The sequence below is a fragment of the Sorangium sp. So ce119 genome (assembly GCF_051524405.1).
In the GTDB taxonomy this organism is placed as follows: domain Bacteria; phylum Myxococcota_A; class Polyangia; order Polyangiales; family Polyangiaceae; genus Sorangium; species Sorangium cellulosum_G.
Map to the genome: position 1 here is coordinate 7,259,739 of NZ_CP150310.1, position 25,092 is coordinate 7,284,830.

At 73.7% G+C, this 25,092-nt stretch carries 21 protein-coding genes; 12 read left to right on the forward strand and 9 right to left on the reverse strand.

Going from position 1 to position 25,092, the window contains the following annotated elements; all coding sequences use genetic code 11:
- The first annotated feature begins 131 nt into the window (after positions 1 to 131).
- The 4 genes from WME76_RS27315 to WME76_RS27330 all read left to right on the forward strand — a co-directional run bounded on the left by WME76_RS27315 (position 132) and on the right by WME76_RS27330 (position 5,627).
- The gene (locus WME76_RS27315; protein ID WP_437955211.1) at positions 132 to 1,463 is read left to right on the forward strand and encodes an endo-1,4-beta-glucanase; all 1,332 of its coding nucleotides are present in this window, start codon (positions 132 to 134) and stop codon (positions 1,461 to 1,463) included.
- A gap of 323 nt (positions 1,464 to 1,786) precedes the next feature.
- Positions 1,787 to 3,205: a hypothetical protein gene (locus WME76_RS27320; RefSeq protein ID WP_437955212.1), complete on the forward strand. Its 1,419-nt coding sequence runs from the start codon at positions 1,787 to 1,789 to the stop codon at positions 3,203 to 3,205.
- Positions 3,206 to 3,516: 311 nt separating this feature from the next.
- Positions 3,517 to 4,812: an SGNH/GDSL hydrolase family protein gene (locus WME76_RS27325; protein ID WP_437955213.1), complete on the forward strand. Its 1,296-nt coding sequence runs from the start codon at positions 3,517 to 3,519 to the stop codon at positions 4,810 to 4,812.
- 443 nt (positions 4,813 to 5,255) lie between these two features.
- Positions 5,256 to 5,627, forward strand: coding sequence for a hypothetical protein (locus tag WME76_RS27330; RefSeq protein ID WP_437285125.1), 372 nt, complete (start codon positions 5,256 to 5,258; stop codon positions 5,625 to 5,627).
- Between the two features lie 64 nt (positions 5,628 to 5,691).
- Here WME76_RS27330 and WME76_RS27335 read toward each other — a convergent pair whose 3' ends face one another.
- Positions 5,692 to 7,161: a cytochrome P450 gene (locus tag WME76_RS27335; protein WP_437955214.1), complete on the reverse strand. Its 1,470-nt coding sequence runs from the start codon at positions 7,159 to 7,161 to the stop codon at positions 5,692 to 5,694.
- Positions 7,162 to 7,191: 30 nt separating this feature from the next.
- Here WME76_RS27335 and WME76_RS27340 point away from each other — a divergent pair, with 30 nt between their 5' ends.
- Both WME76_RS27340 and WME76_RS27345 read left to right on the forward strand, forming a co-directional pair.
- On the forward strand, positions 7,192 to 8,136 hold the full coding sequence (locus WME76_RS27340; RefSeq protein ID WP_437955215.1) for a 1-acyl-sn-glycerol-3-phosphate acyltransferase: 945 nt from the start codon (positions 7,192 to 7,194) through the stop codon (positions 8,134 to 8,136).
- A gap of 297 nt (positions 8,137 to 8,433) precedes the next feature.
- Positions 8,434 to 8,964 carry a hypothetical protein gene (locus WME76_RS27345; protein WP_437955216.1) on the forward strand — a complete coding sequence of 177 codons (531 nt, stop codon included), beginning with the start codon at positions 8,434 to 8,436 and terminating at the stop codon, positions 8,962 to 8,964.
- A 4-nt stretch (positions 8,965 to 8,968) separates the two neighbouring features.
- Here the strand turns inward: WME76_RS27345 and WME76_RS27350 are convergent, their stop codons facing one another.
- Genes WME76_RS27350 through WME76_RS27365 form a run of 4 tightly spaced genes read right to left on the reverse strand, consistent with a single transcriptional unit; the run spans position 8,969 to position 12,211 of the window.
- A complete protein-coding gene (locus WME76_RS27350; RefSeq protein WP_437955217.1) occupies positions 8,969 to 10,021 on the reverse strand; it encodes a glycosyltransferase family 4 protein in 1,053 nt (350 codons plus the stop codon).
- A gap of 59 nt (positions 10,022 to 10,080) precedes the next feature.
- The gene (locus WME76_RS27355; protein WP_061613642.1) at positions 10,081 to 10,479 is read right to left on the reverse strand and encodes a 6-pyruvoyl trahydropterin synthase family protein; all 399 of its coding nucleotides are present in this window, start codon (positions 10,477 to 10,479) and stop codon (positions 10,081 to 10,083) included.
- A 9-nt stretch (positions 10,480 to 10,488) separates the two neighbouring features.
- Complete coding sequence (locus WME76_RS27360; protein WP_437955218.1) at positions 10,489 to 11,529, reverse strand: zinc-dependent alcohol dehydrogenase; 1,041 nt, start codon at positions 11,527 to 11,529, stop codon at positions 10,489 to 10,491.
- Positions 11,513 to 12,211, reverse strand: coding sequence for a RibD family protein (locus WME76_RS27365; RefSeq protein ID WP_437955219.1), 699 nt, complete (start codon positions 12,209 to 12,211; stop codon positions 11,513 to 11,515). Before WME76_RS27365 ends, WME76_RS27360 begins: the two co-directional genes overlap by 17 nt.
- Before the next feature lie 203 nt (positions 12,212 to 12,414).
- Between WME76_RS27365 and WME76_RS27370 the strand changes: the two genes are divergently transcribed.
- Both WME76_RS27370 and WME76_RS27375 read left to right on the forward strand, forming a co-directional pair.
- Positions 12,415 to 13,098: a hypothetical protein gene (locus WME76_RS27370; RefSeq protein ID WP_437955220.1), complete on the forward strand. Its 684-nt coding sequence runs from the start codon at positions 12,415 to 12,417 to the stop codon at positions 13,096 to 13,098.
- Between the two features lie 315 nt (positions 13,099 to 13,413).
- On the forward strand, positions 13,414 to 13,890 hold the full coding sequence (locus WME76_RS27375; RefSeq protein WP_437955221.1) for a YbhB/YbcL family Raf kinase inhibitor-like protein: 477 nt from the start codon (positions 13,414 to 13,416) through the stop codon (positions 13,888 to 13,890).
- A gap of 31 nt (positions 13,891 to 13,921) precedes the next feature.
- Here WME76_RS27375 and WME76_RS27380 read toward each other — a convergent pair whose 3' ends face one another.
- Entirely contained in the window at positions 13,922 to 14,833 is a 912-nt protein-coding gene (locus WME76_RS27380; protein WP_437955222.1) for a glutathione S-transferase family protein, read from the reverse strand.
- Positions 14,834 to 15,135: 302 nt separating this feature from the next.
- Here WME76_RS27380 and WME76_RS27385 point away from each other — a divergent pair, with 302 nt between their 5' ends.
- The 4 genes from WME76_RS27385 to WME76_RS27400 all read left to right on the forward strand — a co-directional run bounded on the left by WME76_RS27385 (position 15,136) and on the right by WME76_RS27400 (position 19,506).
- Positions 15,136 to 16,764 (forward strand): long-chain fatty acid--CoA ligase, encoded by a 1,629-nt coding sequence (locus tag WME76_RS27385; protein ID WP_437955223.1) that lies wholly within the window; start codon positions 15,136 to 15,138, stop codon positions 16,762 to 16,764.
- A 64-nt stretch (positions 16,765 to 16,828) separates the two neighbouring features.
- Positions 16,829 to 17,290: a PaaI family thioesterase gene (locus WME76_RS27390; protein WP_437955224.1), complete on the forward strand. Its 462-nt coding sequence runs from the start codon at positions 16,829 to 16,831 to the stop codon at positions 17,288 to 17,290.
- Positions 17,291 to 17,392: 102 nt separating this feature from the next.
- A complete protein-coding gene (locus tag WME76_RS27395) occupies positions 17,393 to 18,463 on the forward strand; it encodes a 1-aminocyclopropane-1-carboxylate deaminase/D-cysteine desulfhydrase (RefSeq protein ID WP_437955225.1) in 1,071 nt (356 codons plus the stop codon).
- A gap of 185 nt (positions 18,464 to 18,648) precedes the next feature.
- A complete protein-coding gene (locus WME76_RS27400; protein WP_437955226.1) occupies positions 18,649 to 19,506 on the forward strand; it encodes a fibro-slime domain-containing protein in 858 nt (285 codons plus the stop codon).
- A 225-nt stretch (positions 19,507 to 19,731) separates the two neighbouring features.
- On the opposite strand, the gene WME76_RS27405 is transcribed toward WME76_RS27400, so the two are convergent.
- From WME76_RS27405 to WME76_RS27415, 3 genes are read right to left on the reverse strand one after another with little or no spacing between them, the layout of a single operon-like run.
- Complete coding sequence (locus WME76_RS27405; RefSeq protein WP_437955227.1) at positions 19,732 to 22,062, reverse strand: M20/M25/M40 family metallo-hydrolase; 2,331 nt, start codon at positions 22,060 to 22,062, stop codon at positions 19,732 to 19,734.
- Positions 22,059 to 22,754, reverse strand: coding sequence for a helix-turn-helix transcriptional regulator (locus tag WME76_RS27410; RefSeq protein WP_437955228.1), 696 nt, complete (start codon positions 22,752 to 22,754; stop codon positions 22,059 to 22,061). Before WME76_RS27410 ends, WME76_RS27405 begins: the two co-directional genes overlap by 4 nt.
- 38 nt (positions 22,755 to 22,792) lie before the next feature.
- Positions 22,793 to 24,976 (reverse strand): hypothetical protein, encoded by a 2,184-nt coding sequence (locus WME76_RS27415; RefSeq protein ID WP_437955229.1) that lies wholly within the window; start codon positions 24,974 to 24,976, stop codon positions 22,793 to 22,795.
- Between the last annotated feature and the right edge of the window lie 116 nt (positions 24,977 to 25,092).

Below are 25,092 nucleotides of genomic sequence, written 5' to 3' on the forward strand. Positions count from 1 at the left end.
GAGAGCAGATCATCTCCTCACGGCCGCTGGGATCATGATCTTGTAACAAAGCTAGAACGTTGCGCAGTGAGTCACTGAACCGATTAACAAATCCGGTTGGCTCACCGCACGTTTCTGGCGATAATGGCGGCATGCGCAACTGGCTTATTGTCTTTGGGGTGCTCCAGCTCTCCGCGGCTGGAACCGGCTGTGTCAGCGATCTGGACGACGTCGACCTGGACGGCCTGGACGGCGCGGGCGGCGACACCGGGGGCAGCGGCACGGCGAGCAGCGGCGGCGCTTCGGGCAGCGGCGGGCCCGCGGGCACGGGCACCGGCGGGCCCGCCGGCACCGGCGGCGGCGGCACGACGGGCAGCGGCGGGCCCGCGGGCACCGGCGGCGGGCCCACCGCGACCAGCTCCAGCGGGGGAGAGGGCGGCACCTGCGCCGCGGAGGACACCTGTCCGTTCGAGGGCGGGGTCGAGATCGACTGTCGCCGGCGCTTCATGTACGGCGTGAACTACGCCTGGCGCGACTTCGGCGCGGACTTCGGCGGGCAGACCCGGTGGAGCCAGGCGGGCATCTCGGGGAAGAAGAACCAGGTGCTCGCCGATCTGCAGGACATGCGCGCCCACGGCGTCGACGTGGTCCGCTGGTGGATCTACCCGCGCTTCTACGGCGACCAGATCACCTTCGACGGGCAGGGCAATCCGACCGGGCTCGGGGGCACCTCGGTGCAGGACATCCAGGCGGCGCTCGAGCTCGCGGACCAGGCGGAGGTGAACGTGATGTTCACGCTGTTCTCCTTCGACGGGTTCTACAAGACGACGCACAACCCGCCGAGCGGCCTGTCGGTCTGGAGCATGGGGCCCATCGTCGCGGACGCGAGCCGTCGCGCCCGGCTCATCGAGAACGTCGTCACGCCCATCGCGCAGACGGTCGCGTCGAGCCCGCACCGGCATCGCATGCTGGCCTGGGACGTCATCAACGAGCCCGAGTGGGCGATGACGGGGCCGAGCCTCTACGGCGGCGACCCGGCCTTCGAGGGGGACTCGAGCAAGTTCGATCTCGTCACGCACCAGCAGATGGAGGCGCTCGCCAAGGAGTCGGCCGCCGTGCTGCGGGGCGAGACGGGCGCGCCCGTGAGCGTCGGCAGCGCCGCGATCAAGTGGGGTCAGGCGTGGACCCACGCGGACGTCGACTTCTACCAGGTGCACATGTACGGGTGGGTCAACGAGTGGTACCCGTACAACAAGCCGCTCTCCGAGTACGGCCTCACGGACAAGCCCGTCGTGATGGGCGAGTTCCCCAGCAACATGGACGGGATGAACGTCACCTACGACAGGTTCGTGAGCGACCTTTACGAGCTCCGGTATGCGGGCGCGCTCTCCTGGTCGATCACCGACACGAACTTCCCCTGGTCGTCCGCGAAGAGCGCCACGAAGGCGTTCGCCGATCAGCACCCCTGCGAGACGCGGTACTGAGCACGGGGCGAGCGGCGCGGCCCCGGCGCTGAACGTCCCGCCATCGACATCCGAGCTCGGCCGTCACGCCGGCGCGGCGCGCTCGTCCTGAACGGGAGAGGCCGTGCTCGAGTGACAGCTTGCCCCAGCGTGTGGCGTGTTGGCGCATGACGTCGCTCGACCGGACGCTGCGGTGCCGCTGAGTAGGTCGTCGGTGCGACTTCCCCTCCGGTTCCCCTCCCGGGCACGTCGGTTGCTGGGCAAGTGGACCCACCGCTCACGGAGGTGTGCCGCCTGTGTGAGCCGTCGAGGGTTGTGAACCAGCACCCAGACAGGAGAGCGCTATGGCAAGAGATCGCTACGAGAACCGAGGCTTCCGTGACGAGGGGACGCGCGAGGACTGGCGTCACCGGGAGGAGCAGGGGCGCTTTCAGGGGAACCACGATCAGCGCGACTTCCGTGGCCACGAGGAGGGTGACGCGTTCGGACGAGGCTCCTACAGCCGAGGCAACTACGCGAACCAGAGCGGCGGCAGCCGGCAAGGCGAGCGGGGCCAGGAGCCGCAGTACGGGCAGCCGCAGTACGGACAGCAACAGTACGGACAGCGAGGTCGCGACGAAGGCAGGGGCCAGTGGCAGTCGGGCGGCCAGCGCGGGCAGGACCAGCGGGGCTACGGCACGGGCGGCCAGGACCACCGCGGTCAAGGCGGCCGCGGCTACCGGGAGCACGAGGAGCACCGCGCGTACGGGCAGGACAGCCCTTCGTGGGCGCAGAGCGGCGGGCGCGGCAATCAATTCGGCGGGCGGGGCGCGGAGGACGAGCGCGGGGGGTTCGGCTCGGCGCAGCGAGGGCGAGAGGAGAACCGCGGCTACTACGGTCGTGACGTGAACCGCGGGTTCACAGGGCCGGACGAGGGCCCGGGCCGCGGCGCCTACGGGCGCGACTACTATGGCCGCGAGGACGAGGGGCAGCACCGGGGCTTCCAGGACCGCCACGACGACCAGGGCCCCGAGAACCAGAACCGCGGCTACGGTCGCCAGGACGAGTACCAGGGCCGCGGCCACGAGGGACAGAGTCGCGGCTACGGCCAGGGCCGCGGCGAGGGACAGCACCGCGGCTTCCAGGGCCGCGAGGACTACCAGGATCGCGAGAACCAGCACCGCGGCTACGGGCGCGAAGACGAGTACCAGGGACGCGGCTACGGCCGGCAGGACGAGCACCAGGGACGCGGTTACGGCCGGCAGGACGAGTATCAGGGACGCGGTTACGGCCGGCAGGACGAGTATCAGGGACGCGGCTACGGCCGGCAGGACGAGCACCAGGGACGCGGTTACGGCCGGCAGGACGAGCACCAGGGCCGCGGTCACGAGGGACAGAGCCACGGTTACGGGCGCGGCGAGGGCCAGAGCCGCGGCTATCGCGGCGGCGACGAGCACCAGAACCCCGGCCACTTCGGCCGAGGCGACGAGCGGGGCGGATTCGGCGGCCGCCACGATCGCGACGAGCACCGCGGGGTTCAGGGCCGCGGCGAGGACCGCGAAGGCCACGGTCAAGGCCAGGAGCGCACCGGGCGCGGCGACCTGTACAACCGGCCCGAGCGCCGGCCCGGGTTCGGCCGCTTCATGGGCGACGAGCTGCCGCAGGGGTACTCGACCCGGATCCACGAGCGCGACGACGTGCGCGCCTCGCAGGGCCGCGAACACCCCCAGGCGGACGACAACGGCCGATCCGAGCACCGGAACCAGAACCGGACCTGGAACTGAGCCGCTCGGCGACGATCGATCCGCCGCGAAGCACACGATCCCCTCCTGAGCGCGCGCGGGGCAGCGGGCGCCGGACGCCGCCGCCCGGCGCGCCTCGATCGCGGCGCGTGCGGCGCGTGCGGCGCGTGCGGCGCGTGCGGCGCGTGCGGCGCGTCAGAGACGCGCTGAATCGCCGGCTCCGAGAGCGACAATCCCCGGAAGGTGCTTTGGCAGCGTGACCGGACGCTCACCCCCGCGTCGCGGCATCTTCCCCGGTTCCCAGGCGAAGATTGGTGTTGTGTGCGCCACGGACCTGCAGCATCCTCGCGCGCATGAAAACAGAGGCTTATTTCACCTTCTCGAGGGTCGCTTCCGTGCTCTGCATCGCCTGGTCGGCGCTGCTGACCGGCTGCGGAGACGACGATCCGAACGGAACGGCGGGCTCTGGCGGAGGCGCCTCGACCTCGAGCAGCGCGTCGAGCACCGCGAGCACCGCGAGCGCCGGCGAGGGCGGCGCGGGCCAGGGCGGCGCGGGCCAGGGCGGCGCGGGCGCGACGACGTCGAGCGCGAGCGGCACCGGCGGGGACAACTCGTCCGGTGACACGATCCGCTTCATCGGGCGCTTCGACACCACGAAGCCCGAAGGCCCCCGCTTCTCGTGGGCTGGCAGCGCGATCGTCACGCGGTTCTCGGGGACATCGCTCAGCGTCCGCTTCAACGACGAGTCGACCCCGGATCAGTCCAACTTCTTCCAGGTGGTCGTGGACGGCGAGTCGAGGGGCGTCCTCAAGGTCAACAACCAGAAGGACCTCTACACGGTCGTGGATGGGCTGCCCGACGGCGAGCACGACCTCCTGCTCCACCGCCGGACCGAGCCGCTGGTGGGCGTGACGCAGTTCGTCGAGTTCGTCCCGGCGCAGGGCGAGGCGCTCCTGCCGGTCCCGCCGGCGCCCGAGCGCCGGATCGAGGTGATCGGCGACTCGATCTCCGCCGGCTACGGCATCGACGGCGCGGACGAGACCTGCCCCTTCACGAGCGACACGGAGAACAACTACCTCGCCTACAGCGCGCTGACAGGCCGGCTGCTCGAGGCCGACACCGCGATCATCGCCTGGTCCGGAAGAGGCGTGATCCGGAACTACGATGACGAGGCGGCCGACACCATGCCGGAGATCTACGGCCGGACGATCGCCGACGAGGAGCAGCCCGCCTGGGACTTCTCGTCCTGGGCGCCGCAGGTCGTGGTGATCAACCTGGGCACGAACGACTTCAGCATCAACGTCCCGGGCGACGCCCAGTTCCGTGAGCCGTTCACGAACGGCTATGCGGGCCTCGTCGAGACGGTCCGGGAGAACTACCCGGAGGCGTTCATCTTCTGCACCATCGGGCCCATGCTCAGCGACTCGTACCCGGAGGGCGCCGAGGCGCTCACCAGGGCGCGCGCCTACATCGGCCAGGTGGTGGAGGACCGGGCCGCCAGCGGCGACGATCGGGTGCGCCTCCTCGAGTTCCCCGCGCAGGACGGCGCCGCGAACGGGCTCGGCTGCGACTGGCACCCGAGCGCCAAGACGAACGAGCTGATGGCCACGCAGCTCTCCGCGGCGATCAAGGCAGAGCTCGGCTGGTAAGGCACGGCGGCGGGGCGCAGGGACATCGCTCCTGCCCTGCGCCCCGCGCTACCGCGCCGCAGCTCCTCCCCCTTTTCCATCGACGATTCCGTCAAAGAGCTCGTCGCAGCGCTCCGCCGGAGAGCCGTCCGGCGACATCGGTGCTCGAACCCGGAAGAACGGCCGGACGACGCGGCGCCCCGGCGTCGCCCCCGCACAGCGGCGCCGGGGCATCGTGCCACCGGCGCGTCTCGCCGGCTGTGGCATGCCGCTACATCCGACGCACGTCGGGTACAGCGCCGGCGCGCCGGAGCGCGAGCACCGATCAGCTCCCCTCGCCAAACCGCTGTTCAGGGCGTCGATCCAGTCCTGGTACACGCGGTGCATCTCTTCACCTCGGAACACCGGACGGGCGGCGCTGCTGAAAGCGCGTGAGAGCGCGCCGCCGAGTGAGGAGATCATCCATGCAGACCAAGCAAGACGGCTCTCAGCGGGCCATGAGCAGGAGCCACGGACAGGATTTCGTGGACGCAGCGCGCAAGAGCGCGTCTCGCGCGGACGACCGCAATGCGTTCATCCCCGACCCCGGGGACGGCCCGACCGAGGTCGTGGACGAGTTCGCCGAGCAGATCGCCGAGCAGTATCTCGCCTCGGCGACGTCGGGCAAGGGCGACACCACGGAAGACTACGAGGACATGGTGGATCCCGAGGAGATCGGGGGCCCCTTCATCATCACGACGGCCGAGCAGGAGATGGGGTACAGCAGGGATTCGATGAACCCCGACGACGCGGAAGTCGAGCCGTTCCCCCTGGTCAACCGCTCGCCCCTGAGCTGAGCCGCGCGAGCGAGCCGAACCCGCCCCGCGAGGTCGCAGCAGCGAGAGGCGCGCGAAGGAGCCCTCACGCGCACGCGCGCTTCGTGAACCGCACGCGCAGCCCCTCGGGCTGCATCGCGAACGCCATCCGCTCCCGCACCGGCGCCGTGTGATCCGCGAGGTGCACCGTGAAGCTCCGGAGCACCATCCCCACGGTCACGGCGCACTCCAGGAGCGCCATCGAGCGGCCCGGGCAGATGCGCGGCCCGCTGCCGAAGGCGAGCGCCATCCGCGGCTCGTGGGGCAGCGTCGCGGGCGCGCCCGCGAGCCAGCGCTCGGGGCGAAACGACTCCGGATCGCTGAAATACTCGGGCTTCCTGCCAATGGCGCGCGTGAGCGCCACGACGCCAGCGCCGGCGGGCACCGCCACGTCGCCCACCGCGGTGTCGTGGTTCGCCTCGAGGTAGAGCAGCGGCGCCGCCGAGCGCAGGCGCAGCGTCTCCTGGGTCACGGCGCTCGTGTACTCGAGGCGCTTGCTCTGCTCGAGGGTGGGAATCAGGCCGCCGCCCAGGACGCGGTCCGCCTCCTCGCGGGCGCGCGCCTGCACGTCGGGGCGCGAGCCGAGGTAATAGAGGATCCACGCGAGCGTGTTCGCCGTCGTGTCCTCGCCCGCGAGCAGCATCGTGAGCACGTTCGCGTAGACCTCCGCGTCCGAGAGGTGCGCCTTCGGGTTCTCGCCGTCGCGCGCCACGATCATGAGCTCCAGCAGCGTCCGCGGCCGCGCGGGCCGGTCCGCGCCGCCCTCGAGCTCGCGCCGCGCCGCGGCCACGATCTCGAGGATGAGCCGCTTCACCGCGACCAGCGCGCGGTCGTAGGCGCGGTCGGCGGGGAGGCCCAGGTACCGCCAGTAGGGCAGCGGCGCGAGCATCCGCCGGTTCAGGCCGAGGAAGACGCGCTGGAGGTGCTCCTGGAGCGCGTCCGGCCCGCCGCCGAGCGTGTTGAGGTCGCGCCCGAAGGCGACCGAGGAGGTGACGTCGACCGCGTAGCGCATCAGATCGCCGAGGACGTCGCGCGCCGCCCCCTCGTCGGCCGCGCGCGACCATAGCGCGCGCAGCCTGCCCGTGATCTCGCGGATGCTCGGGAAGAAGCCCTCGACGTGCCGCGCGTGGAACGTCGGATTGATGAGCTGCCGCTGCTTGCGCCACGCCTCCCCGTCCGCCGAGAACAGCCCGACCATGTCCGCCTCGCGCGACACGTCCTCGATCGTGCGCGTGCGGCGGAACACGGCGGGGCGGCGCTGGAGCACGTCGCGGACGAGCTCGCCCTCGGCCACGACGAGGATCGGCTGGCGGCCCATCCGCACCACGAACATGTCTCCGAAGGTGCGCCACCACCGCTCGAACTCCAGGTGCCAGCGGTCGGGGTGGAGCTCGTGCAGATTGCCGATCAACGGCAGCCCCCTGGGCCCCGGGAGGTCCGCGAGAGTCCGACGCGGACGCGCAGCCTCTGCGCCGCGGCGGGTGGGGTCGTCTGGAGCAGGGCAGATGGGTTTCATTCTCTCTTCATACAGAGCGGGCGCGCCTCGATGCAAACCCCACACGCGGGCGCTGGCGTGGCGGGCGCGACGCGGGTAGAGACGGCCGGCATGACGGGGCCGCTGGAGAGAGAGCTGGCGAACTTGTCGGGCGAGGAGATGGTCGCGGCGCTCGGCCTCGGCGGCGCGCCGGCGTGGGTGCGCCGCGCCGGGCGCGCGGCCTTCGCGCTCCCCTCGATCCCGCTCGGGCGCGTGCTCGCGCGCTTCGATCGGCGCACCGGCGAGGCGGGGCTCCACGTGGCGGCGCGGGAGGCGCTCTCCGGCTTCGGCGCGCGCTGGACGGCGGACGCCGCGCCCCCGCCGCGCGGGGCGCTCCTCGTCGTGTCGAACCACCCCGGCGCCCACGACGCGCTCGCGCTGATGGCGGCCCTCGGCCGGCGCGATCTCATGATCGTCGCGGCCGAGCGGCGGTTCCTGCGCGCGCTGCCCGAGGTGAGCCGGCGGCTGCTCTTCGTGCCGATCGACGGGGCGCTCGGCGCGCGCGAGCTCGCGGCGCGGACCGCCGGCCTGCGCCGCGCGCTGCGGCACCTGCGCGGCGGGGGCGCGCTGCTCCACTTCCCCGCGGGGCGCATCGAGGCGGATCCGGCGTTCGCGGGCGCGGGCGAGGCGCTGCTCGGGGCGTGGCACCCGAGCGCCGGGGCGCTGCTGCGCGCGGCGGCGGCGGCGGCGGGGCGGGTCGCGGTGGCGGTCGTCTCGGGGGTGCACTCGCCGCGGGCGAAGCGGCTGGCGGTCACGCGGTGGGCCGAGCGCCGGGGGATCACCACGCTGGCGCCGCTCCTGCAGATCGCGCTTCCGGGCTTCGACGACGTCGAGGTGCGGGTGCGGCTCGGCGAGGCGCGGGAAGCGGCGGTCCTCGCGGACGGGGGCGGCGACGACGCGGCGCTCACGCGGCGGCTCCGGGACGAGGCGGCGGGGCTGCTCGCGGGCGGCAGGTAGCCGACGGCGCCGGCGGGAGGCAGACGCCGCCTGCGGAAGAGTTCCAGGATGTGGTGAGGTGCACCACGGAGGAGGCATCCATTCCGATGAGTCGATCGGAATTGCCATGAATTGGCTGGATTCTCGCTCATCCGGAATGTCGGCAGACTCGCGTCGAGATGACGCTTTTCTCAACCGCTCAGGGCTGCATCATTCCCATAGACCAATTCATTTTGCCATGATCGAGCGTGTGAATCGGTCGATTTGATGATTGACTTGTAGATCGGGCGCGCTGGATCCTCACGACAGAGGACACCCATGTACCGAATACCGATCGCCGCCGCCTTGTTGTTCGCGCCGCTCGGGTGCGGCAGCGACTTCGAGCCGCCGCTGGTCGCCGGGAGAGCCGTGCTCACCCTGGGAGCGACGCAGTTCTTCCTCGACACGGGGAACAACGGGGAGACAGCGGTCGCGTTCGACGAGGACCACCAGCGAATCTGGTACACGGACTGTGGGATACAAGACGACGAGTTCGAAGTCATGATCTTCAACGACCCCATCCGGGAGAAGAAGGGGTTCTGGGGGGTCATCCTCCGCGCGTCGCTCGACGCGACCGAGGAGGCCTGGAACGTGTCCGTCCACCTCGGGGACGACGGGCTCAACGGCGTCTGCCAGCTCAACCACAAGACCACGCGCGAGAAGGACCCGTACGAAGCGGAGCTCTCCGTGGAGGCGTGCCTGCTGAAAGACCGGACGGTCGACGCGGACGGCTTGCAGGAGGCGCGGTTCGACGCGTTCGTCCGCGCCAAGCGGTGCGTCCTGCGCGCCCCGGCGGCCGCGCCGGAGTGACGGCTCAGCGCCCCGGCGCCACCCGCGCGATCGCCGCGCGCACGGCGGCCGCGGCGCCGTCCCACGTGGGCAGCGCCGCGGACCGGACCACGGCCGCGCGGCTCATGCTCGAGCGCAGCGCCGCGTCGTCGAGGAAGCGGGACAGCGCCCGCGCGAGGCCCTCGGCGTCGTCCCAGAGCAGCGCCTCCGCGCCGTCCTCGACCACCTCCGCGATCGCGCCGGCGCGGGCGGCGAGCACCGGCACGCCGGCGCGGACCGCCTCGGTGAGCACCATGCCGTAGCCCTCGAGCCGCGACGGCAGGATCAGCGCGTCCGTCGCCGCGAGCTCGGCCGCGAGCGCGTCGTCGCCGAGCACGCCGGGGACCACCACGCGCGCCCGCAGGAACCCCGACGCCGCGATGGCGCGGCGCACCCGCTCGCCGTGAGCCGGGTCGCGCGCCGCGTCGCCGACGAGCGCGAGCGTCGCGCGCGGGCTCCCGACCCGCTCGAACGCCGCGAGCAGCTCCAGCAGCCCCTTGCGCGGGATGAAGCTCCCCACGAAGGTGATCCGCAGCGGCCCGCTGCGCTCCGCCCTGGCGGCGCGGGGCAGCAACGGGAGCCGGTCCGCGCCGGGAGGCGCCACGTCGACCCGGTCGACCCCGTGCTCGCGCCGGAGCCGCGCCGCGGTCGTGGCGCTCGTCGCCAGGCGCGCGTCGGAGAGCCGGAGCACCGCCGCCTCCCGGAGCGCGAGCGCCGCGCGCCGCGGGCCGGGCGGCAGCTCCCACGCGCTCAGGTGGTGCACGAGCAGCGCGCGCGCGATCCGGCGCGGCAGCGCCGCGAACGCCGGCCCGAGCTCCGGGAAGCAGAGCTCGTCCCCCACCACCACGGCCGGGTCGATCCGGGCGAGGCGCCGCGCGAGCGCGATCCCGGCCAGCGCGCGCGACCGCGGCGCAGGATCGAGCGACACGACCTCCACCACGTCACCGCGCGCGCGCAGCCGCTCCACGACGAGCCGATCGTAGATGTACCCGCCCGTGGTCTGGTCGAGGGCGCCGTAGACGATCCAGGCGACGCGCATGGGTCCGGAGAGCCGCTTGGCCTGAGCTACCCCCGCGGGCAGCGCCGCTGCGGCGGGCGCTACAGGTCCCGCTCGAAGCCCGCGTACGCCGTGGGCGACTCGCGGACCAGCACCCGCAGCGTCGCGCCGGGGACCGGCGCCTCGCCTTCGGGGAGCTTCGCGATGTCCGCGGCGAGCAGCGCGGCCACGTGCTCGGCCACGCGCTCGGTCGTCGAGGTGCGCCCCGGGAAGGCCGGGTGCTCGTCGAGGTTCTGGTAGTCGATCGTGTCCAGCGCCCGGCGCAGCGACGCGTGCAGCGCGCCGATGTCCATGACCACGTGGTGCGGCCCGAGCGCCCTGGCGCGGATCTCGACCTCGATGGAGTACGTCGCGCCGTGCATCCGGGTCGCCGGGCCGAAGAACGGATCGGAGAAGCTGTGCGCGATCATCACGTGATCGCTGACGCCGAGGAGGAACATGGCCTGTGCCTACGGCGTAGCCGATCGCGATCCGTACTGGAAGACCGTCTGCAGCCGCGCCCCCGGCTCGGCCGCGAGCGCGGCGTACACCGACGGCGCGTCGTCGAGCGGGACGGGCGCATCCAGCAGCGCGTCGAGCGCGGCGTCCTCCAGCAGGGCGCAGACCAGCGCGAAGCGCCGCGCGTGGTCCCAGCGGGGCGCGCGCTCCGGCGGGATGGTCGACACCTGGCTCGCGCGGAGGCGCAGGCGGCGGCGGTGGAACGCCGACCCGAGCGCGACCGGGCTCGTGCGCGCCCCGTAGAACGACGCCACCGTCACCGTCGCCTCGCGCCCCGCGTGCTCGATCGCGCGGTCGATCTCGCTCGGGTCCCCGGTCGCGGCGATCACGACGTCCGCGTCGCCCCGCGGCCGGTCGTCCTCCGGCCGGATCGCCGTGGCCGCGCCCAGGGCGAGCCCGGCCTGGCGCCGCCGCTCGCTCGGCTCGACCAGCCGGACCACCGCGCCGGCGCGCCGCGCGAGCGCCACGACGAGCAGCCCGACCACCCCGCCGCCGAGCACCACCACCGCGTCTCCGAGCCCGATCCCAGCGTCCCACACGCACGTGATCGCCGTCTCCAGGTTCGCGGCCAGCACCGCGCGCCCGCCCGGGATCGCGCGGGGCAGCATGCGCGCCGCGCCCGGGCCGAGCAGGTGCAGATCCCCGTGCGGCGCCAGCGCGAACACGCGGTCGCCGGGCGCGGGCGCCGCGCCCTCGCCGCGGGCGACGACCTCGCCCACCCACGCATAGCCGTAGCGGCGCGGGTAGGTGGGCGCGCCTTCCGCGTCGAGCGACGGATCGAACGGCGTCGGCCCCTCGCCGCGGTAGAGGAGGAGCTCCGTCCCCTGGCTCACGCCCGAGGCGAGCGCGCGCGCCACGACCTCGCCGGCCCCGGGCTCGCGCGGCGGCGCGCCGTGCCGCACCTCGACGAGGCCGGGTCCGACGAACCAGAGCTCGCGCGCGGGCGGCGCGCCGGCCTCGGGCGGCGCGCCGGCGTCAGTCGGGGTAGCCAATCTCGCCTCGCAGCAGCACGTTGCCTCCCAGGAGCTCGACCGCCGGCTCTCGCAGGTCGATCGCCGACGCGAGCGGCGCCTCTCCCAGCGCGCCGACCGCGGGGATCGCCGTGTCGCCGAGCAGGCGCGGCGCGATCTCGACCTCTGCGCGGTCGGCGAGCCGCGCGCGCAGGAACGACGTGAGCACCATGCCGCCCCCCTCGACGAGCAGCCGCCGCACGCCGCGCGCGTGGAGCTCTGCCAGCGCGTGGGTCAGCGACACGCGCCCGCGGTCGTTCGCGGGCACGACGACGACCTCCGCCCCGCGCGCTTCGAGCCGCGCCCGCGCCGCGTCCGTCGCCCGCCCCGCGGCCCCGACGACGATCACGCGCCCGCCCGGCGGCTGTCCTGACGACGGCTGCCCCGACGCCATCAGCAGCCGCGCCCCTTCCGGCACGCCGAGGGTGCTCGCCAGCACGACGCGCGCGGGCTGGGGCCCTGCGCACGCGCGCACGGTCAGGAGCGGGTCATCGATCACGACGGTGCGGATCCCGACGAGCACCGCGTCGTGGTCCGCGCGCGCCCGGTGGGCGTGCTCGATCCCCGCCGGCGTGCTGAGCCCCACGCGCTCGCCCGGCGTCGCGATGCGACCATCCAGCGTCTGGGCGAAGTGGAGCGTGACCAGCGGTCGCGGCGCGCTCATCCCGCGCTCGCGATCCCGCGCGCGACGGGGCTGATCGCGCGCGCCGCGCGGGCGAGGGGGGACTGGGGCGTCATCCCGAGCCGGCAACGGAGCCTCCGGGCCACGGCGCCACTCTAGATCAGAACGTCCGGCTCGGGGAGCGCGCGCCGCTCCGCCCCAGCGCTCGCTTGCCGCGCCGCCCCGAGCGCTCTAATCGCGCCGCGATGCCCATCGACTGGCCTGCCCTCTCGGCGCGCTGCGACCACGCCGGCATCCCCCTGCGCGGCGGGTTCCACCCTGGCGACGACGACGGCGTCCCCCCCGCAGGCGATCTCCCGGCGGGGACGCTCGTCCTGCTCGGCAACGCCGGCCCGTCGATGTGGCGCGCGTTCTCGCGCGCCCGCGAGGACGCCCCCGATCTCGCGCTCGACGACTGGACCCTGGCGGTGGTCTCCGCGCTCGCGGCGGAGCTCGGCGCGGCCGCCCTGTTCCCGTTCACCGGCCCTCCCTACTGGCCGTTCCAGCGCTGGGCGCAGCGAGCCGAGGCGGTGTACCCGTCGCCGCTCGGCATCCTCATCCACCCGCGGTTCGGCCTCTGGCACGGCTACCGCGCCGCGCTCGCCTTCCCGGAGCGGCTGTCGCTCCCGCCGCGCGACGACCTCCCGAGCCCCTGCGCGTCGTGCGCCGACAGGCCCTGTCTCCGCGCCTGCCCCGTGTCCGCCTTCTCCCCCGGCAACTACGATGTCGCCGCCTGCGTCGGTCACCTCGACGCGCAGGCCGGCGCGGCGTGCATGACCGGAGGATGCCTGTCGCGCCGCGCGTGCCCGGTCGGGCAGGAGCACATCTATCCCGAGGAGCAACGCCGCTTCCACATGCGCGCATTCCGATGCGCGCATTCCGCGCGCTAGAGCAGCAAACACGGAATTCCACCTGATTCCAGGTTGACGCCCTGATTCCAGGTTGACGCCGCCTCCTGGCTCGACCGCTGGACCGCGGGCAGGTGAGCAGCCGCGACAGCCATGAAAAGGGCGATCGCCGGCGTGGCGCCATGGCGCCGGCGCGGGTCCGGACGCAGGTTGGTGCGCGGGGGGAGGAATCGTCCGCCGATGACCCGTGCTGCCCGTCTCATGCTCGGAGCGCTCGTGCTCGTCTCGTGCGCCACCGCCGAGCGCGCTCCGAGCGGTGAGCGCGCCGCCGATCAGCCCCCGGGAGGAGGGAAAACCATGCTGAGCCTGGCGTCGCCGGCATTCGCGCAGCGCGGCGAGATCCCGATGGAGCACACCTGCGAGGGGGCCGATCGATCCCCGCCGCTCACCTGGTCCTCGCTGCCGCCGGGCACACGCAGCCTCGCGCTCATCGTGGACGACCCGGACGCGCCCGACCCCCGCGCCCCGAAGACCACGTGGGTGCACTGGGTGGTTTACAACCTCCCGCCCACGGCGAACGACCTGCCCGCAGGCGCTGCGGACGGCGGCCTCCCCGAGGGCGCCCGCCAGGGCCTGAACGACTGGAAGCGCCCGACCTATGGTGGCCCTTGCCCGCCGGTCGGCAGGCACCGCTATTTCCACAAGCTCTATGCCCTGGATACGGTCCTGCCCGACCTCGGCACACCGACGAAGGCCCAGCTCGAACAGGCGATGGCCGGCCACGTGGTCGCCCATGTCGAGCTCGTGGGCACGTACCAGAAGACGGAGCGGTAGCGGCGCCCGCCGTGGGCCACGGCGGCGCGGCTCACCGCTTGTTGACGCGATATCCCGCGCGGGGGAAGTGCAGCGCGATCTCTCCCACCGCCGGATCCTGCCGCCGGACCGTGATCTCGGACGCCGAGATCCGCGCCACCACGCCGCGGATCTCGTCGGTCCCGTAATCGTCGGCCGCGATCGTCACCGCATCTCCCGGCCGGAGCTCCTCCCCTCTCGCGCTCTCCCCGCCGGCGACGTCCGCCGGCTCGGACGCGCGGGCGATCGCGAGCGCCTCGGCCGGGGTCATCGGCCGGGCGTCGCCCGGGCCGAAGCCCTCGATGCGCGCGAACCACGCCGCGACCGCCGGCCGCGCCTCGACCTCGGCGAACAGCTTGGCGCTGTGCTTCATGAACCAGACCGGGTGAAAGCACGCCGCGTCCGCGATCGAGAACGCGTCGCCCAGCAGGAACGGCCGGTCGCGGAGCTGGCCCTCCAGCCGATCGAGCGACAGCCGCGCCTGGCTCAGCGCGTGCGGCGCCGCCCCGAAGATCGCCTCCTTGCTCAGCGCCGGCGACATCGCCGCGCGATCCTCGAGGATGCCTGGCGGCAGGACATGGAACAGCTCGACCACCATCGGCGGCGCGACCTGCTGCATGAACCGATGGTCCGCCCAGTCCTCGATCATCGCGGCCAGCCCGCGCTGGCCCGCCGGGAAGCAGGCAGGCTCCGGCCGGAGCTCCTCCAGGCGCCGCGCGATACACGCCGTGTCACAGTAGACGTCCGCGCCGATCTGCAGGACCGGGATCCGCCGGTATCCCCCGGTGAGCGGCGTCAGATCGGGCTTCGGCGCCATGATCGGCTGCTCGACCGATCGCCACGCCAGCTTCTTGTACGCGAGGATCCGGCGGATCTTCTCCGCGAAGAGCGACAATGGATAGTGGTGAAGAATGATCTCGTGCATGAACGATCTCCCTTGGTGCGACCTCGTCGCGTCGATGGCCACCCTAGGACACCGGCCCCGCGCCGCTCTTGGAGGATCTTGCGATCGCACGCCGAGGCCCCTCACGCTCGCCCGGCGTCCGGACCGGGCGGCCGCCGGCGAGCGCGCCGCCGCGTTCCCCCGCGCCACGCCGCCCGCGAGCCGCTAGCCTACGCCCCCGGGGGGCAGCGCCGCGCGTCGCGGCGTCCTCGCGGAGCCCTCCTCATCGCATCGACCGATTCGACCGCTCCCCGCGCCCCGCGCGGGACAAGGAGGCACCGCCCATGCTCGCCGGCCGCATGATGGATTATCCGCTGACGATCGCGCACTTCCTCGAGCGGGCGAGGACGTACCACGCCCGCAGCGCGATCGTGACGCAGAACCCGGACAGGACCTCTTCCCGCGCGACCTACGCCGATCTCCACCGCCGCGCCTCGAAGCTCGCGCACGCGCTGACGCGGCTCGGCGTCCGCGCGGGCGATCGCGTCGCCACGCTCTGCTGGAACCACGCCCGGCACATGGAGCTCTACCTCGGCGTCCCGGCCATGGGCGCGGTCGTCCACACCCTCAACCTGCGCCTCCACCCGAGCGATCTCGGGTACATCGCCTCGCACGCCGAGGACAAGGTCCTCGTCGTCGACCGCTCGCTCCTCCCGCTCTACCGCAAGTTCGCGCCCCAGGCCCGCTGCATCCAGCGCGTCATCGTCGTCGGCGACGACGGCCCCGTGGAGGGCGACGGGCTCGACTACGAGGCGCTGCTCGCGCCCGAGCCCGATCACTTCGACTTCCCGCGGCTCGATGAGCGCGCCGCCGCCATGCTCTGTTACACCTCCGGCACGACGGGCAACCCGAAGGGCGTCCTCTACAGCCACCGATCGATCGTCCTCCACACGCTCGTCTCGTGCATGCACGACGCGCTCGGCTTCCGCGACAGCGACGTTGTCCTGTCCGTGGTGCCCATGTTCCACGCGATGGCGTGGGGCCTGCCGTACTCGGCGGTCGCGACCGGCGCCAGGATCGTCCTGCCCGGCCCGCACCTCGACCCCGCGTCGCTGCTCGATCTCATGGCCCGCGAGCGCGTCACGTTCGCCGCCGGCGTCCCCACCATCTGGCTCGGCATCCTCGCGCTCCTCGACGAGCACCCGAAGCGCTGGGATCTCTCGTCGCTGCGCGCGATGGTGATCGGCGGCTCGGCGGCGCCCCCCGCGCTCATCGACGGCTTCCTCGCGCGCCACGGGCTCGTGGTCACGCACGCCTGGGGGATGACCGAGACCAACCCGCTCGGCACCATCGCGCACCTCCGCAGCGGCCTCGACCTGGACGCCGCCGCGGCGCTCGACACGCGCGCCTCCCAGGGCTTTCCGGTCCCGTTCGTCGACCAGCGCCACGTCGGCGCGGACGACCAGCCGCTGCCCTGGGACGGCCGGAGCATGGGCGAGCTCGAGGTGCGGGGCCCCTGGGTCGCCTCGTCGTACTTCGGCGACGAGGGCGAGGACCGCTTCACGAAGGACGGCTGGTTCAAGACCGGCGACGTCGTGACGATCGACGGCGACGGGTACATGCGCATCACGGATCGCGCGAAGGACGTGATCAAGTCGGGCGGCGAGTGGATCAGCTCGGTCGCGCTCGAGAACGCGCTCATGAGCCACCCCGCCGTCCTCGAGGCCGCGGTGTTCGCCGCGCGCCACCCGGTCTGGGGCGAGCGCCCGCTCGCGGCCGTCGTGCTGCGGCCCGGCCAGGCCGCCTCGAAGGACGAGCTCCGCGCCCACCTCGATCCCCGCTTCGCGAAGTTCTGGATCCCGGACGAGGTCCTCTTCGTCGAGCGCATCCCGCGCACCTCGACCGGCAAGTTCCTGAAGTCGCAGCTCCGCGACGAGTTCGGCGATCTGCTCACGAAGCGGCCCCCGGGCTGACGTGCCCGCGCGCGCCCGCGAAATCGCCCGACGATCCCGGCGGCGCGTGGTCTAGGCTGCCCCAATGGCCGAAGGGGATCCCGAGGACTTCGCCGCCGCGCTCAACGCGGCGGGCGTCGACGGCTGGATGAACGCGATGGGCCTGCGGCTGATCCGCGCCACGCGCGACGAGGTCGAGGCCGAGCTCGACATCGGCCCGCAGCACCGGCAGGCCTACGGCATCGTGCACGGCGGCGTGCACGCGGGGATCGTCGAGACGCTGGCGTCGATCGGCGCGGCGCTCAACGCCCTGGCGGACGGCCGCACGGTCGTCGGTCTCGAGAACCACACGAGCTTCCTGCGCGCGGTCCGGTCGGGGCGGCTCCGCGCCGTCGCGCGGCCGATCGACCGCGGGCGCCGCACGCAGGTCTGGGAGGGCTCGGTCCACGACGAGCAGGGCCGGCTCTGCGCCTCGGGGCGCGTGCGCCTGCTCGTGCTGGAGCCGGACGCGGTGCTCGCGGGGCAGCGCGCCGGCACGCCGGGTTGAACCCCCCCGAGCGCCGGAGTACCCGATCGCCCGCGTGTCTGACCCGCTGACCGACGGAGCGCCTGGCCGCCTGACCACCGCCGCCCTCGCGAGGAGCCCCCGTTGCGCGACGTAGCCGCCGCCCTCCAGAGGATCGACCGCATCCCCCGGCTCGGCTGGGTCGTCGGGCCCTCGCCGGTCACGGCGCTGCCGCGGCTCGCCGCCGCGCTCGGCCTCGATTTCCTGGGGATCAAGCGCGACGACCTGTGCGAGCCCCTCCACGGCGGGATGAAGATGCGCAAGCTCGAGTACCTGCTCGCCGCGCCCCCGCTGTCGACGGCGGCCGCGTGGTCGGCGGCGGGCGGCATCGGCTCGGGCAACGTGGCGGCGCTCGTCGTCGCGGCGGAGCGCCTCGGCCGGCGCGTGCACGCGCACCTCTTCTGGACCGACCTCTCCCGCGCGGTGATCGACAACCTCGCGCTCACGGCCTCGGGGCCGACCTCGATCCGCTTCTATCCGTCGCGCCTCGAGCTCGCGCTCGCGCGCCCGTCGCTCTTCCTGCCGCTCCGCGCGCGGGACGGCGAGGGCGCGGCGATCGTGCCGCTCGGCGCCACGTCGGCGCTCGGCATGGTGGGGGCCGCGCGCGCGGCGCTCGAGCTGTGCGCGCAGGTCCGCGCCGGCGAGCTCCCCGAGCCCGCGCGCGTCTATGTCGCGCTCGGCTCCGGCGGCACCGCCGCCGGCCTCGCCGTCGGCCTTTCGCTCGGCGGCCTGCGCTCGCGCGTCGTCGCCGTCGCGGTCGTCGAGCGCCTCCTCGCCTCGCGCTTCCGCCTGCGCGCCCTCACGGCCGAGCTCCGCGCCTTCCTGGCCGCGCGCGCGGGAATCGCGCCCGTGCCCCCCGCGGCCCCGATCGACCTCGTCCACGGCCACCTCGGCCGCGGCTACGGCTCCCCCACGGCCGCGTCGCTCGCCGCCTGCGACGCGCTCGCGGCCGAGGGCATCTCGCTGGAGCCGGTCTACACCGGCAAGGCGATGGCCGCGCTCCTGGCCGACGCGCGAGCGCGGCGGCTCGGCCCGGTGCTGTTCTGGCACACGGCGCGGCGCGAGCCCTTGCCCAGGCCGGACGGCTTCTGCGAGCGCCTCCCGCCCGAGCTGGCGCGGCGCCTCGGCGCCCACTGCGGCGGCGGCTCTCGATAAGGAACCTACATATCGCCGCCTTGCGGCGTCCTGCCGCCATCGCACGGAGATGAATTTGTACGTCGCCTCGACATCGCGGCGGGGTAAGATCGCTTTCTCTCTTGCGCCCTCGGCGGCTGTTTGCTTTGGCTGCCGTGGCGCCTGTCCGCGCACCACGCGCAACGCGCTTAAAAAGGAGACTTCGCATGCTTCGCCTCCAATCGAACTGGTACGTTCCGCTCGCGATGCTGCTGGCATTGACCGGCGTCGCCTGCGGCGGCGGCGACAACGCGTCGAGCGGATCCGGGGACACCGGCGCCGGCGCCGGGAACGGGTCGGGCGCGGGTGGCGACGACTTCGGGAGCGGCGTGGCGGCGGGGCCGGGCGCGGGCAATGGCAGCAGCGGCAGCGGCAGCGGGTGCGACGCGAAGCTCACGGGCATCGTGCGCGACTTCCGCGCCTACGAGGACGGGGACGGGCACCCCGACTTCGAGACGTTCCAGGGCCGCGGCCTGAAGGGGATCGTCGCGCGCGAGCTGGGCCCGGATCAGAAGCCCGTCTATGCGCACCAGGGGGCCACCGAGCACACCACCGGGCCGGAAGAGTTCAATCAGTGGTACCGCGACGTCCAGGGGGTGAACATGCCGATCGAGTTCACCATCACGCCCGTGGTGGGCGCGGACGGCATCGCCACCTATGACAACCGGGCGTTCTTCCCCATCGACCGGGGGGGCTTCGGGAACGAGGGCAGGGAGCACAACTTCCACTTCACGTTCGAGCTCCACATGAAGTTCGTCTACAAGGGCGGCGAGGTCTTCTCGTTCACCGGCGACGACGACCTCTGGGTGTTCATCAACAACCGTCTCGCCATCGATCTCGGCGGCCTCCACGGCCCCCAGTCCGACGAGCTCGATCTCGACCGGATGGCCGAGGAGCTCGGGATCGTGCCCGGCCAGGAGTATCCGCTCGACTTCTTCCACGCCGAGCGGCACACGACCGAGTCGAACTTCGTGATCCAGTCGACGCTCGCGTTCACGAACTGCGAGCCCATCTTCGTCGACTGAGCGGCGGGGCGCACAGAAGAGAAGAATTTGAACCACAGAGGCACAGAGGGCACAGAGGAGAGAGAAGAGAAAAGAGAATAATTATTTATCTCTCTTCTGTTCCTCTGTAGTTCCTATCTCTCTTCTCTTCCCTCTGTGCCCTCTGTGCCTCTGTGGTTCAAATCTCTCTTCTCTCCCTCTGTGGTTCCCTCTCTCATGAGACCAGGGCGGCGTGCCGAGGCGGCGTCAGAGCGAGAATGACGCGCTCACGAACGTCGAATCCGCGAGCCGGTACGGCACCCCCATGATGTCCCTCGGCCGCGGCGCGCGAACGAGGTCGCGCGGGAGCTCGTAGGTCTGGTCCATCAGCCGGATCTCGATCGGGCCGGAGTCCTCGACCTCCAGCGACCACTCGATGCCCCCCGGCGGCAATCCCATGTAGGTGAACCCCCACCGGACATCGCGCTTCACCTGCGCCCCGCGGACCGCTTCCTCCACGCGCTGGCCGTCCACCTCCGCGCGGAGCACCGGGGTCGGGGACGCCACCTCGGCGAGCAGCCACGGGGCGCCGCGGGGCGACGCGATGCGGAGCCGGAGCGACCGCACGCCGCCGCGCGTGACGTCGCCGAGCACCGCGAGCGACGGCGGCGGCAGCGCGGCGACAGGCGCCTCGCTCTGCCGGGTCAGGCGCACGAACGGCACCGTGAACGAGGGCGCCTGCGCGCGATCGTCCGGGAAGTGGGCCGCGGTCCACGGGTCGAGGTCCCGGTCGGCCGAGAGCCAGTGGGCCTCCCCGGCCGTCGCGTCGAGCGCGTAGGCGAGGCTCGCCGGCCGCGGCCGCGCCTCGCTGAAGCCGCCGGTCGCGCAGGCGACCACGAGCGCCAGGGCGCCCGGCAGCGCGAAGGCGAGCGCGAGCCGCCGCGAGCGACCGCCGCCGAGGAGCTCGGCGTGCGGCAGGAAGAGCCCGAAGACGAGCGCGACAGCGAGCGCCGGCGCCGCCGCCATCGGCAGGCCCAGCGCGACGAAGAGCAGGTACGGGCCGGGCACGGCCAGCGCGACCGCCGGCGCCGCCGCGGCGACGAGGAGCGCGGCGTCGAGCCATGTCGGAGGCCACGCGGGCGGCGCGTCGCCGCGCCGGATCGTCACGGCCGCGACGCCGAGCAGGGCGAACGCGAGCGGCCAGGCGAAGTAGAAGCTCGCGCCCGGCATCGAGAGGCTCGACGCGACGAGCAGCAGCAGCCAGAGGAGCAGCGCGCCCAGCGCGGCGTCGCAGGCCCCGAGGCGCGCCCGGACGAGCCGGTAGCCCGCCGCGGACGCCGCGAGCGCGAGGAGCGCGAGCGCCAGCCGGTACGCGGGCGCGTTGTACGGCTCGAACGGCATCACCCGCAGCACCGGGTGGACGCGCCGCAGGGCCCACGCGAGCCCGCCCACCGCGGCGGCGACGCCGAGAAGGATCGTCAGAAAGGCGAGCGATCCCGATAACATACGGCCCAGCGACGCGACCCCCCGCCGCCGCGCCAGCGCCACCACACCCGCGAACAGGCAGGCGATCAGCGCGGCGATCCACGGCACCCAGCCGATCGGGTGCGCGAGGAGGTGGGCGCCCCAGGTGTTGAAGTACACGGCGTCCGCGCGGTCCCGGCGCCCGAGGTCGAGCGCGCCGAAGCGCCGCGCGAGCGACAGCGCCTGATCCCCGGCGTGCTGCACGCTCCGGAGGTCGAGGTTGCTCAGGGTGTCGGACGGCGCGTGGTAGTGCGCGGCCGCGTCGCTGAAGGCGAAGTTCAGCCCGGGGATCCCGGCCCGCTTGAACACGCTGAGGTCGGTGCTGTGGCCCATGCGCCGCGCCACCTCGGGGAACAGCGACGAGGCCACCGGGTAGGGCGCGACGCGGGCGAGCTCGCGCACGGGCCACGCGTCCCCGGGCCCGGTGTCGAACATCGCGACCACGCCGCCGGCCCCGCGGGCGTCGAAGTTGAGCGCGATCCGCACCTCGCCGCGCAGCGGGTGCTCGGCCATGAACGCCCTGCCGCCGAGGATGCCGCCCTCCTCGGCGTCGGTGAACAGGAGCAGCACGTCGTTGCGCAGCGGCGCGCCGCTCCTCAGCGCCCGCAGCGTCTCCAGCAGCGCCGCCACCCCGCTGCCGTCGTCGGCGGCCCCTGGGCTGCCGGGCACCGAGTCGTAGTGCGCGACGAGCGCGACCGCCCCGGTGCTGTCCGCGCCCGGCAGCCGCGCCACGACGTTCTCCACGCGCGCGGCGTCGTACGGCAGGCCCCACTGCCGGCTCAGCACCGACGCGCGCTGGACCTCGGCCTGCACGCCGAGCTCCGCGAGCCGCGCGAGCAGGTACTCGCGCGCCCGCCGGTGGGCCGCGGTGCCGGTCGGGCGCGGCTCCGCGGCGATGCGCGCGAGGTGCTCCCGGGCCCGCTCGGCCGAGAACGCCTCGGGCGGCGCGCTGGCCGGCACGACGTCCGGAGGGCGGCCGAGCTGCGCGATCCGGAGCGCGACGAGCGCGAGGAGCGCGAGCGCCACGGCGAGCCCAGGCCACCACCGCGCGCGCAGGAGCCTCGTGGAATTCATCGATGGCCCTCCGTCTCGGCGTCCCTGGACACGAAGTAGTCGCGCAGCGTCCGGCCCTCCGTCTCGTCGAAGCGCGCGTCGAGCATCTCGAGATCGCTCATGCGGTCGAGTCGGAAGCCGCGGAACGCGCCGCGCAGCTCGCACCACGCGGCGAGCGACCAGCCGGTGCCCATGAAGAAGAGCCCCAGCGGGAGCGCCGTCCGCGTCGAGCGGGCGCCGTCGGCGCGCGCGTAGCCGAAGCGGATCTTGCGGCGCTCGCTCACCGCGGCGCGCAGCTCGGCGAGGTGCGCGGTGGCGCTCTCGGGGATGTGGAAGCTCGGCGCGAACAGCGCGCTCGCGGCGACCCTCGGCCGGAGGCGGTCGGGCAGCGCCGCCTCGATCCGCGCGAGCGCGCGCCCGGCGGCGCGCACGAGCGCCGGATCGGACCAGCTCCCCACCATGCGCGCGCCGAGCACGAGCGCCTCGATCTCGTCCTCCTGGAACATGAGCGGCGGCAGATCGAAGCCGCGGGGCAGCGCGTAGCCGACGCCGGCCTCGCCCTCGATCGGCACGCCCGACGCGATGAGATCGCGGATGTCGCGGTAGATGGTCCGCTCCGAGACCTCGAGCTCCTCCGAGAGGCGCGCGGCCGTCGTGACCCGGCGCCGGCGCAGGAGCTGCACGATCTGGAACAGCCGGTCGGCCCTCCGCATGGCGGCGCGTCCCCGTCCTCCGGCGCCGGCGCGCCCCGTCAGGCCGCCGGCGCGCCGTCCTCGGGCCTGCGCGCGAGGCGCGCGGACGCGCGGCGGTAGATCTCCGTGAGCGGCGCGCGGTGCGCGGCGAGGAGGACCACGACCCCGGCCAGCCACAGGAGCGCGAGCGGCACGAGCGCCGAGGCCGTCGTGTAGACGAGCACGGGGCGGAACGCGCGCTCCTCCGTGACGAGCTCCCGGCTCACGTGGAGGTTCCTCGCGTAGCTCGGGAGCGCCAGCGCGACCGGCGTCACCCCCTCCAGCACGGCGCCCCCGGGCGCGAGGGAGGCGCCGCCGCCCTTCGCCTGGTCGTCGTCCTTGGCCCTGCGCACCGACGCGGTCGACGGCGCGGCCGTCTCGTACGCGGAGTCCCACCGCTCGCCCTGGTAGCGCCCCGCCGAGATCGCGAAGAGCCCGATCAGCAGCGCCAGGCCGCCCGCGACGAGCAGCACCACCATCGCGGCCGCGCGGCTCGCGCCCCGGAACAGCCGCCCCGCGAGCCACGCCGCCGCGCCGGTCGCGATCCCGACAAGGAGCGCCACGAACGTCGCCGGCGCCACGAACCACAGGCCCGCCATGACCAGCCCGCCCAGCACGCGCAGCGCGCGGACGCGCCCGCGGCCCGCCGTCGGGCCGGGGCGGACCGCGATCCACGCCGCCGCGAAGCCGACCGCCACGGCGAGGGCGTCGCCCGCGTCCGCGAACCACACCGGCCGGTCGCCGCCGAGCAGCGCGACCGGCAGCACGCTCTCGGGCAGGCCGACCGTGAGCGCCATCCGGCTCGCGGTGAGCGGGTAGCTCGGCATCGGCAGCGCCATGGTGCCGCCGATCGAGCGCACCGCCGCCTGCGCCAGCGACTGCACCTGGATCGTGTGGCTCCCCGTCTGCAGCGGGACGAGGACCTCCTCCGCGGCCGCGCCCTGGTGCATGATCCGCTGCGCCTTGCCGTCGGTGGCCAGGTAGATCGGCCGCCCGCCGGGCGCGTACGTCAGGTAGTCGATGCCGTTGTTCTCGTAGCTCAGCGCGTCGTCGGCCACGAGGTCCCCGCGCTCGGTCAGGACCAGGGTGCGGCGGTGCTCGCGCACCACCGCGGCGAGCACCTCGACCCCAGCGAGCGGCTCGACCTTGACCTCCACGCTCTGCCCTCGCTGCACGAGCAGGAGCCGCGACGTCGCCTGGGTCCGCGGGATCGGCGACTCGGCCGCGTCGACCTGGCGCGCGCCGTTCACGGTGAGCCGGTGCTCCGCGTCGGACTCGAACAGCCACCACTCGTAGGCCGAGCGCGGGTCGGGCGAGAAGGCGCCGACCTTCGGGAGCGTGCCCGAGATCGTCATCTCCGCGGCGCGGCCCGAGGTCGGCAGCACGAGCTCCCCGCCCTCGACCCGGAAGCCGCTCGCGCCGGAGACGTCGAGCACCTTCTCCCCGAACGCGAGCGGCAGGCGCACCACGCCGAGATCGGTGCCCGACCGCATCACGAGCCGGTACTCGAAGCCGATCTCGCGCCCCACCCGCACCGCGCGCGAGAGCTGGAAGACCGTGGGGCCCGCGCTCTGCGCCGCCTCGCCGCCCTCGGTGCTGAAGTGGAGCGCCGCCCCCGAGAGCCCCGAGAGCCGCGCGCCCTCCGCGACAGAGCCGCCGGTCACGTCGGCCTCGAACGAGTTGAGCGGGCCGGCCACGAGGAGCGTGAGGTCGCCCCCGAGCGACAGCGTGCCCCGGAGCACGAAGCGGCGCGCGGCCGTCCACAGATAGTAATGGCTCCCCTCGAAGCTGATCGGCGCGGCCTCGCGGCGCGACGCGGGCCTCCCGTCGTCGAGCACGGCCTCGATGCGGACGTGCTCCGGCGGCCCGAAGAGCGGCACGGCCACGGGGCCGTCCGCGAGCACCCCGCCCGAGAGCTCGAACTGGAGCGGCCCCTCGCCCACCGCGCCGGTGATGCGCAGCCTGTCGAGCGCGTAACACCGCTCCGCGCACTTCCCCGCGGCGCCGCGCTGCTCGACCCAGCGCGAGAGCATCTCGAGCTGACCGGCCCACGAGTCCGGCGGCAACGCAGCCCCGCGAGCCGGCGCCGCCGCGCCCGCCTTCGCCGCGGGCGTCGCGGGCGCAGCGCCCGCCGCGGGCGCCCCCGTGGGCTCGACCGCCGCCTGCGCCAGCGCCAGCGAGGGGACGACGAGCAGCAGCAGCACGACGAGAAGCCGAGAGAGCCTTGAACGCGCGGCCTGGTTCCAGCGCGCTAGCGACATAGGGAAACTCCCTTCTTTGACCTGCCGAGCGAACGCGATGGCCGCCGCAGCGTCCTCAT

Excerpts from the sequence above, each read along its gene's own strand:
- WME76_RS27370 (WP_437955220.1), top strand. The coding sequence starts at position 12,415 with ATGCCCATCGACTGGCCTGCCCTCTCGGCGCGCTGCGACCACGCCGGC.
- WME76_RS27385 (WP_437955223.1), top strand. The coding sequence starts at position 15,136 with ATGCTCGCCGGCCGCATGATGGATTATCCGCTGACGATCGCGCACTTC.
- WME76_RS27375 (WP_437955221.1), top strand. The coding sequence starts at position 13,414 with ATGCTGAGCCTGGCGTCGCCGGCATTCGCGCAGCGCGGCGAGATCCCG.
- WME76_RS27350 (WP_437955217.1), bottom strand. The coding sequence starts at position 10,021 with ATGCGCGTCGCCTGGATCGTCTACGGCGCCCTCGACCAGACCACGGGC.
- WME76_RS27315 (WP_437955211.1), top strand. The coding sequence starts at position 132 with ATGCGCAACTGGCTTATTGTCTTTGGGGTGCTCCAGCTCTCCGCGGCT.
- WME76_RS27320 (WP_437955212.1), top strand. The coding sequence starts at position 1,787 with ATGGCAAGAGATCGCTACGAGAACCGAGGCTTCCGTGACGAGGGGACG.
- WME76_RS27380 (WP_437955222.1), bottom strand. The coding sequence starts at position 14,833 with ATGCACGAGATCATTCTTCACCACTATCCATTGTCGCTCTTCGCGGAG.
- WME76_RS27345 (WP_437955216.1), top strand. The coding sequence starts at position 8,434 with ATGTACCGAATACCGATCGCCGCCGCCTTGTTGTTCGCGCCGCTCGGG.
- WME76_RS27325 (WP_437955213.1), top strand. The coding sequence starts at position 3,517 with ATGAAAACAGAGGCTTATTTCACCTTCTCGAGGGTCGCTTCCGTGCTC.
- WME76_RS27400 (WP_437955226.1), top strand. The coding sequence starts at position 18,649 with ATGCTTCGCCTCCAATCGAACTGGTACGTTCCGCTCGCGATGCTGCTG.
- WME76_RS27365 (WP_437955219.1), bottom strand. The coding sequence starts at position 12,211 with ATGAGCGCGCCGCGACCGCTGGTCACGCTCCACTTCGCCCAGACGCTG.
- WME76_RS27330 (WP_437285125.1), top strand. The coding sequence starts at position 5,256 with ATGCAGACCAAGCAAGACGGCTCTCAGCGGGCCATGAGCAGGAGCCAC.
- WME76_RS27390 (WP_437955224.1), top strand. The coding sequence starts at position 16,829 with ATGGCCGAAGGGGATCCCGAGGACTTCGCCGCCGCGCTCAACGCGGCG.
- WME76_RS27355 (WP_061613642.1), bottom strand. The coding sequence starts at position 10,479 with ATGTTCCTCCTCGGCGTCAGCGATCACGTGATGATCGCGCACAGCTTC.
- WME76_RS27405 (WP_437955227.1), bottom strand. The coding sequence starts at position 22,062 with ATGAATTCCACGAGGCTCCTGCGCGCGCGGTGGTGGCCTGGGCTCGCC.
- WME76_RS27410 (WP_437955228.1), bottom strand. The coding sequence starts at position 22,754 with ATGCGGAGGGCCGACCGGCTGTTCCAGATCGTGCAGCTCCTGCGCCGG.
- WME76_RS27340 (WP_437955215.1), top strand. The coding sequence starts at position 7,192 with ATGCAAACCCCACACGCGGGCGCTGGCGTGGCGGGCGCGACGCGGGTA.
- WME76_RS27335 (WP_437955214.1), bottom strand. The coding sequence starts at position 7,161 with ATGAAACCCATCTGCCCTGCTCCAGACGACCCCACCCGCCGCGGCGCA.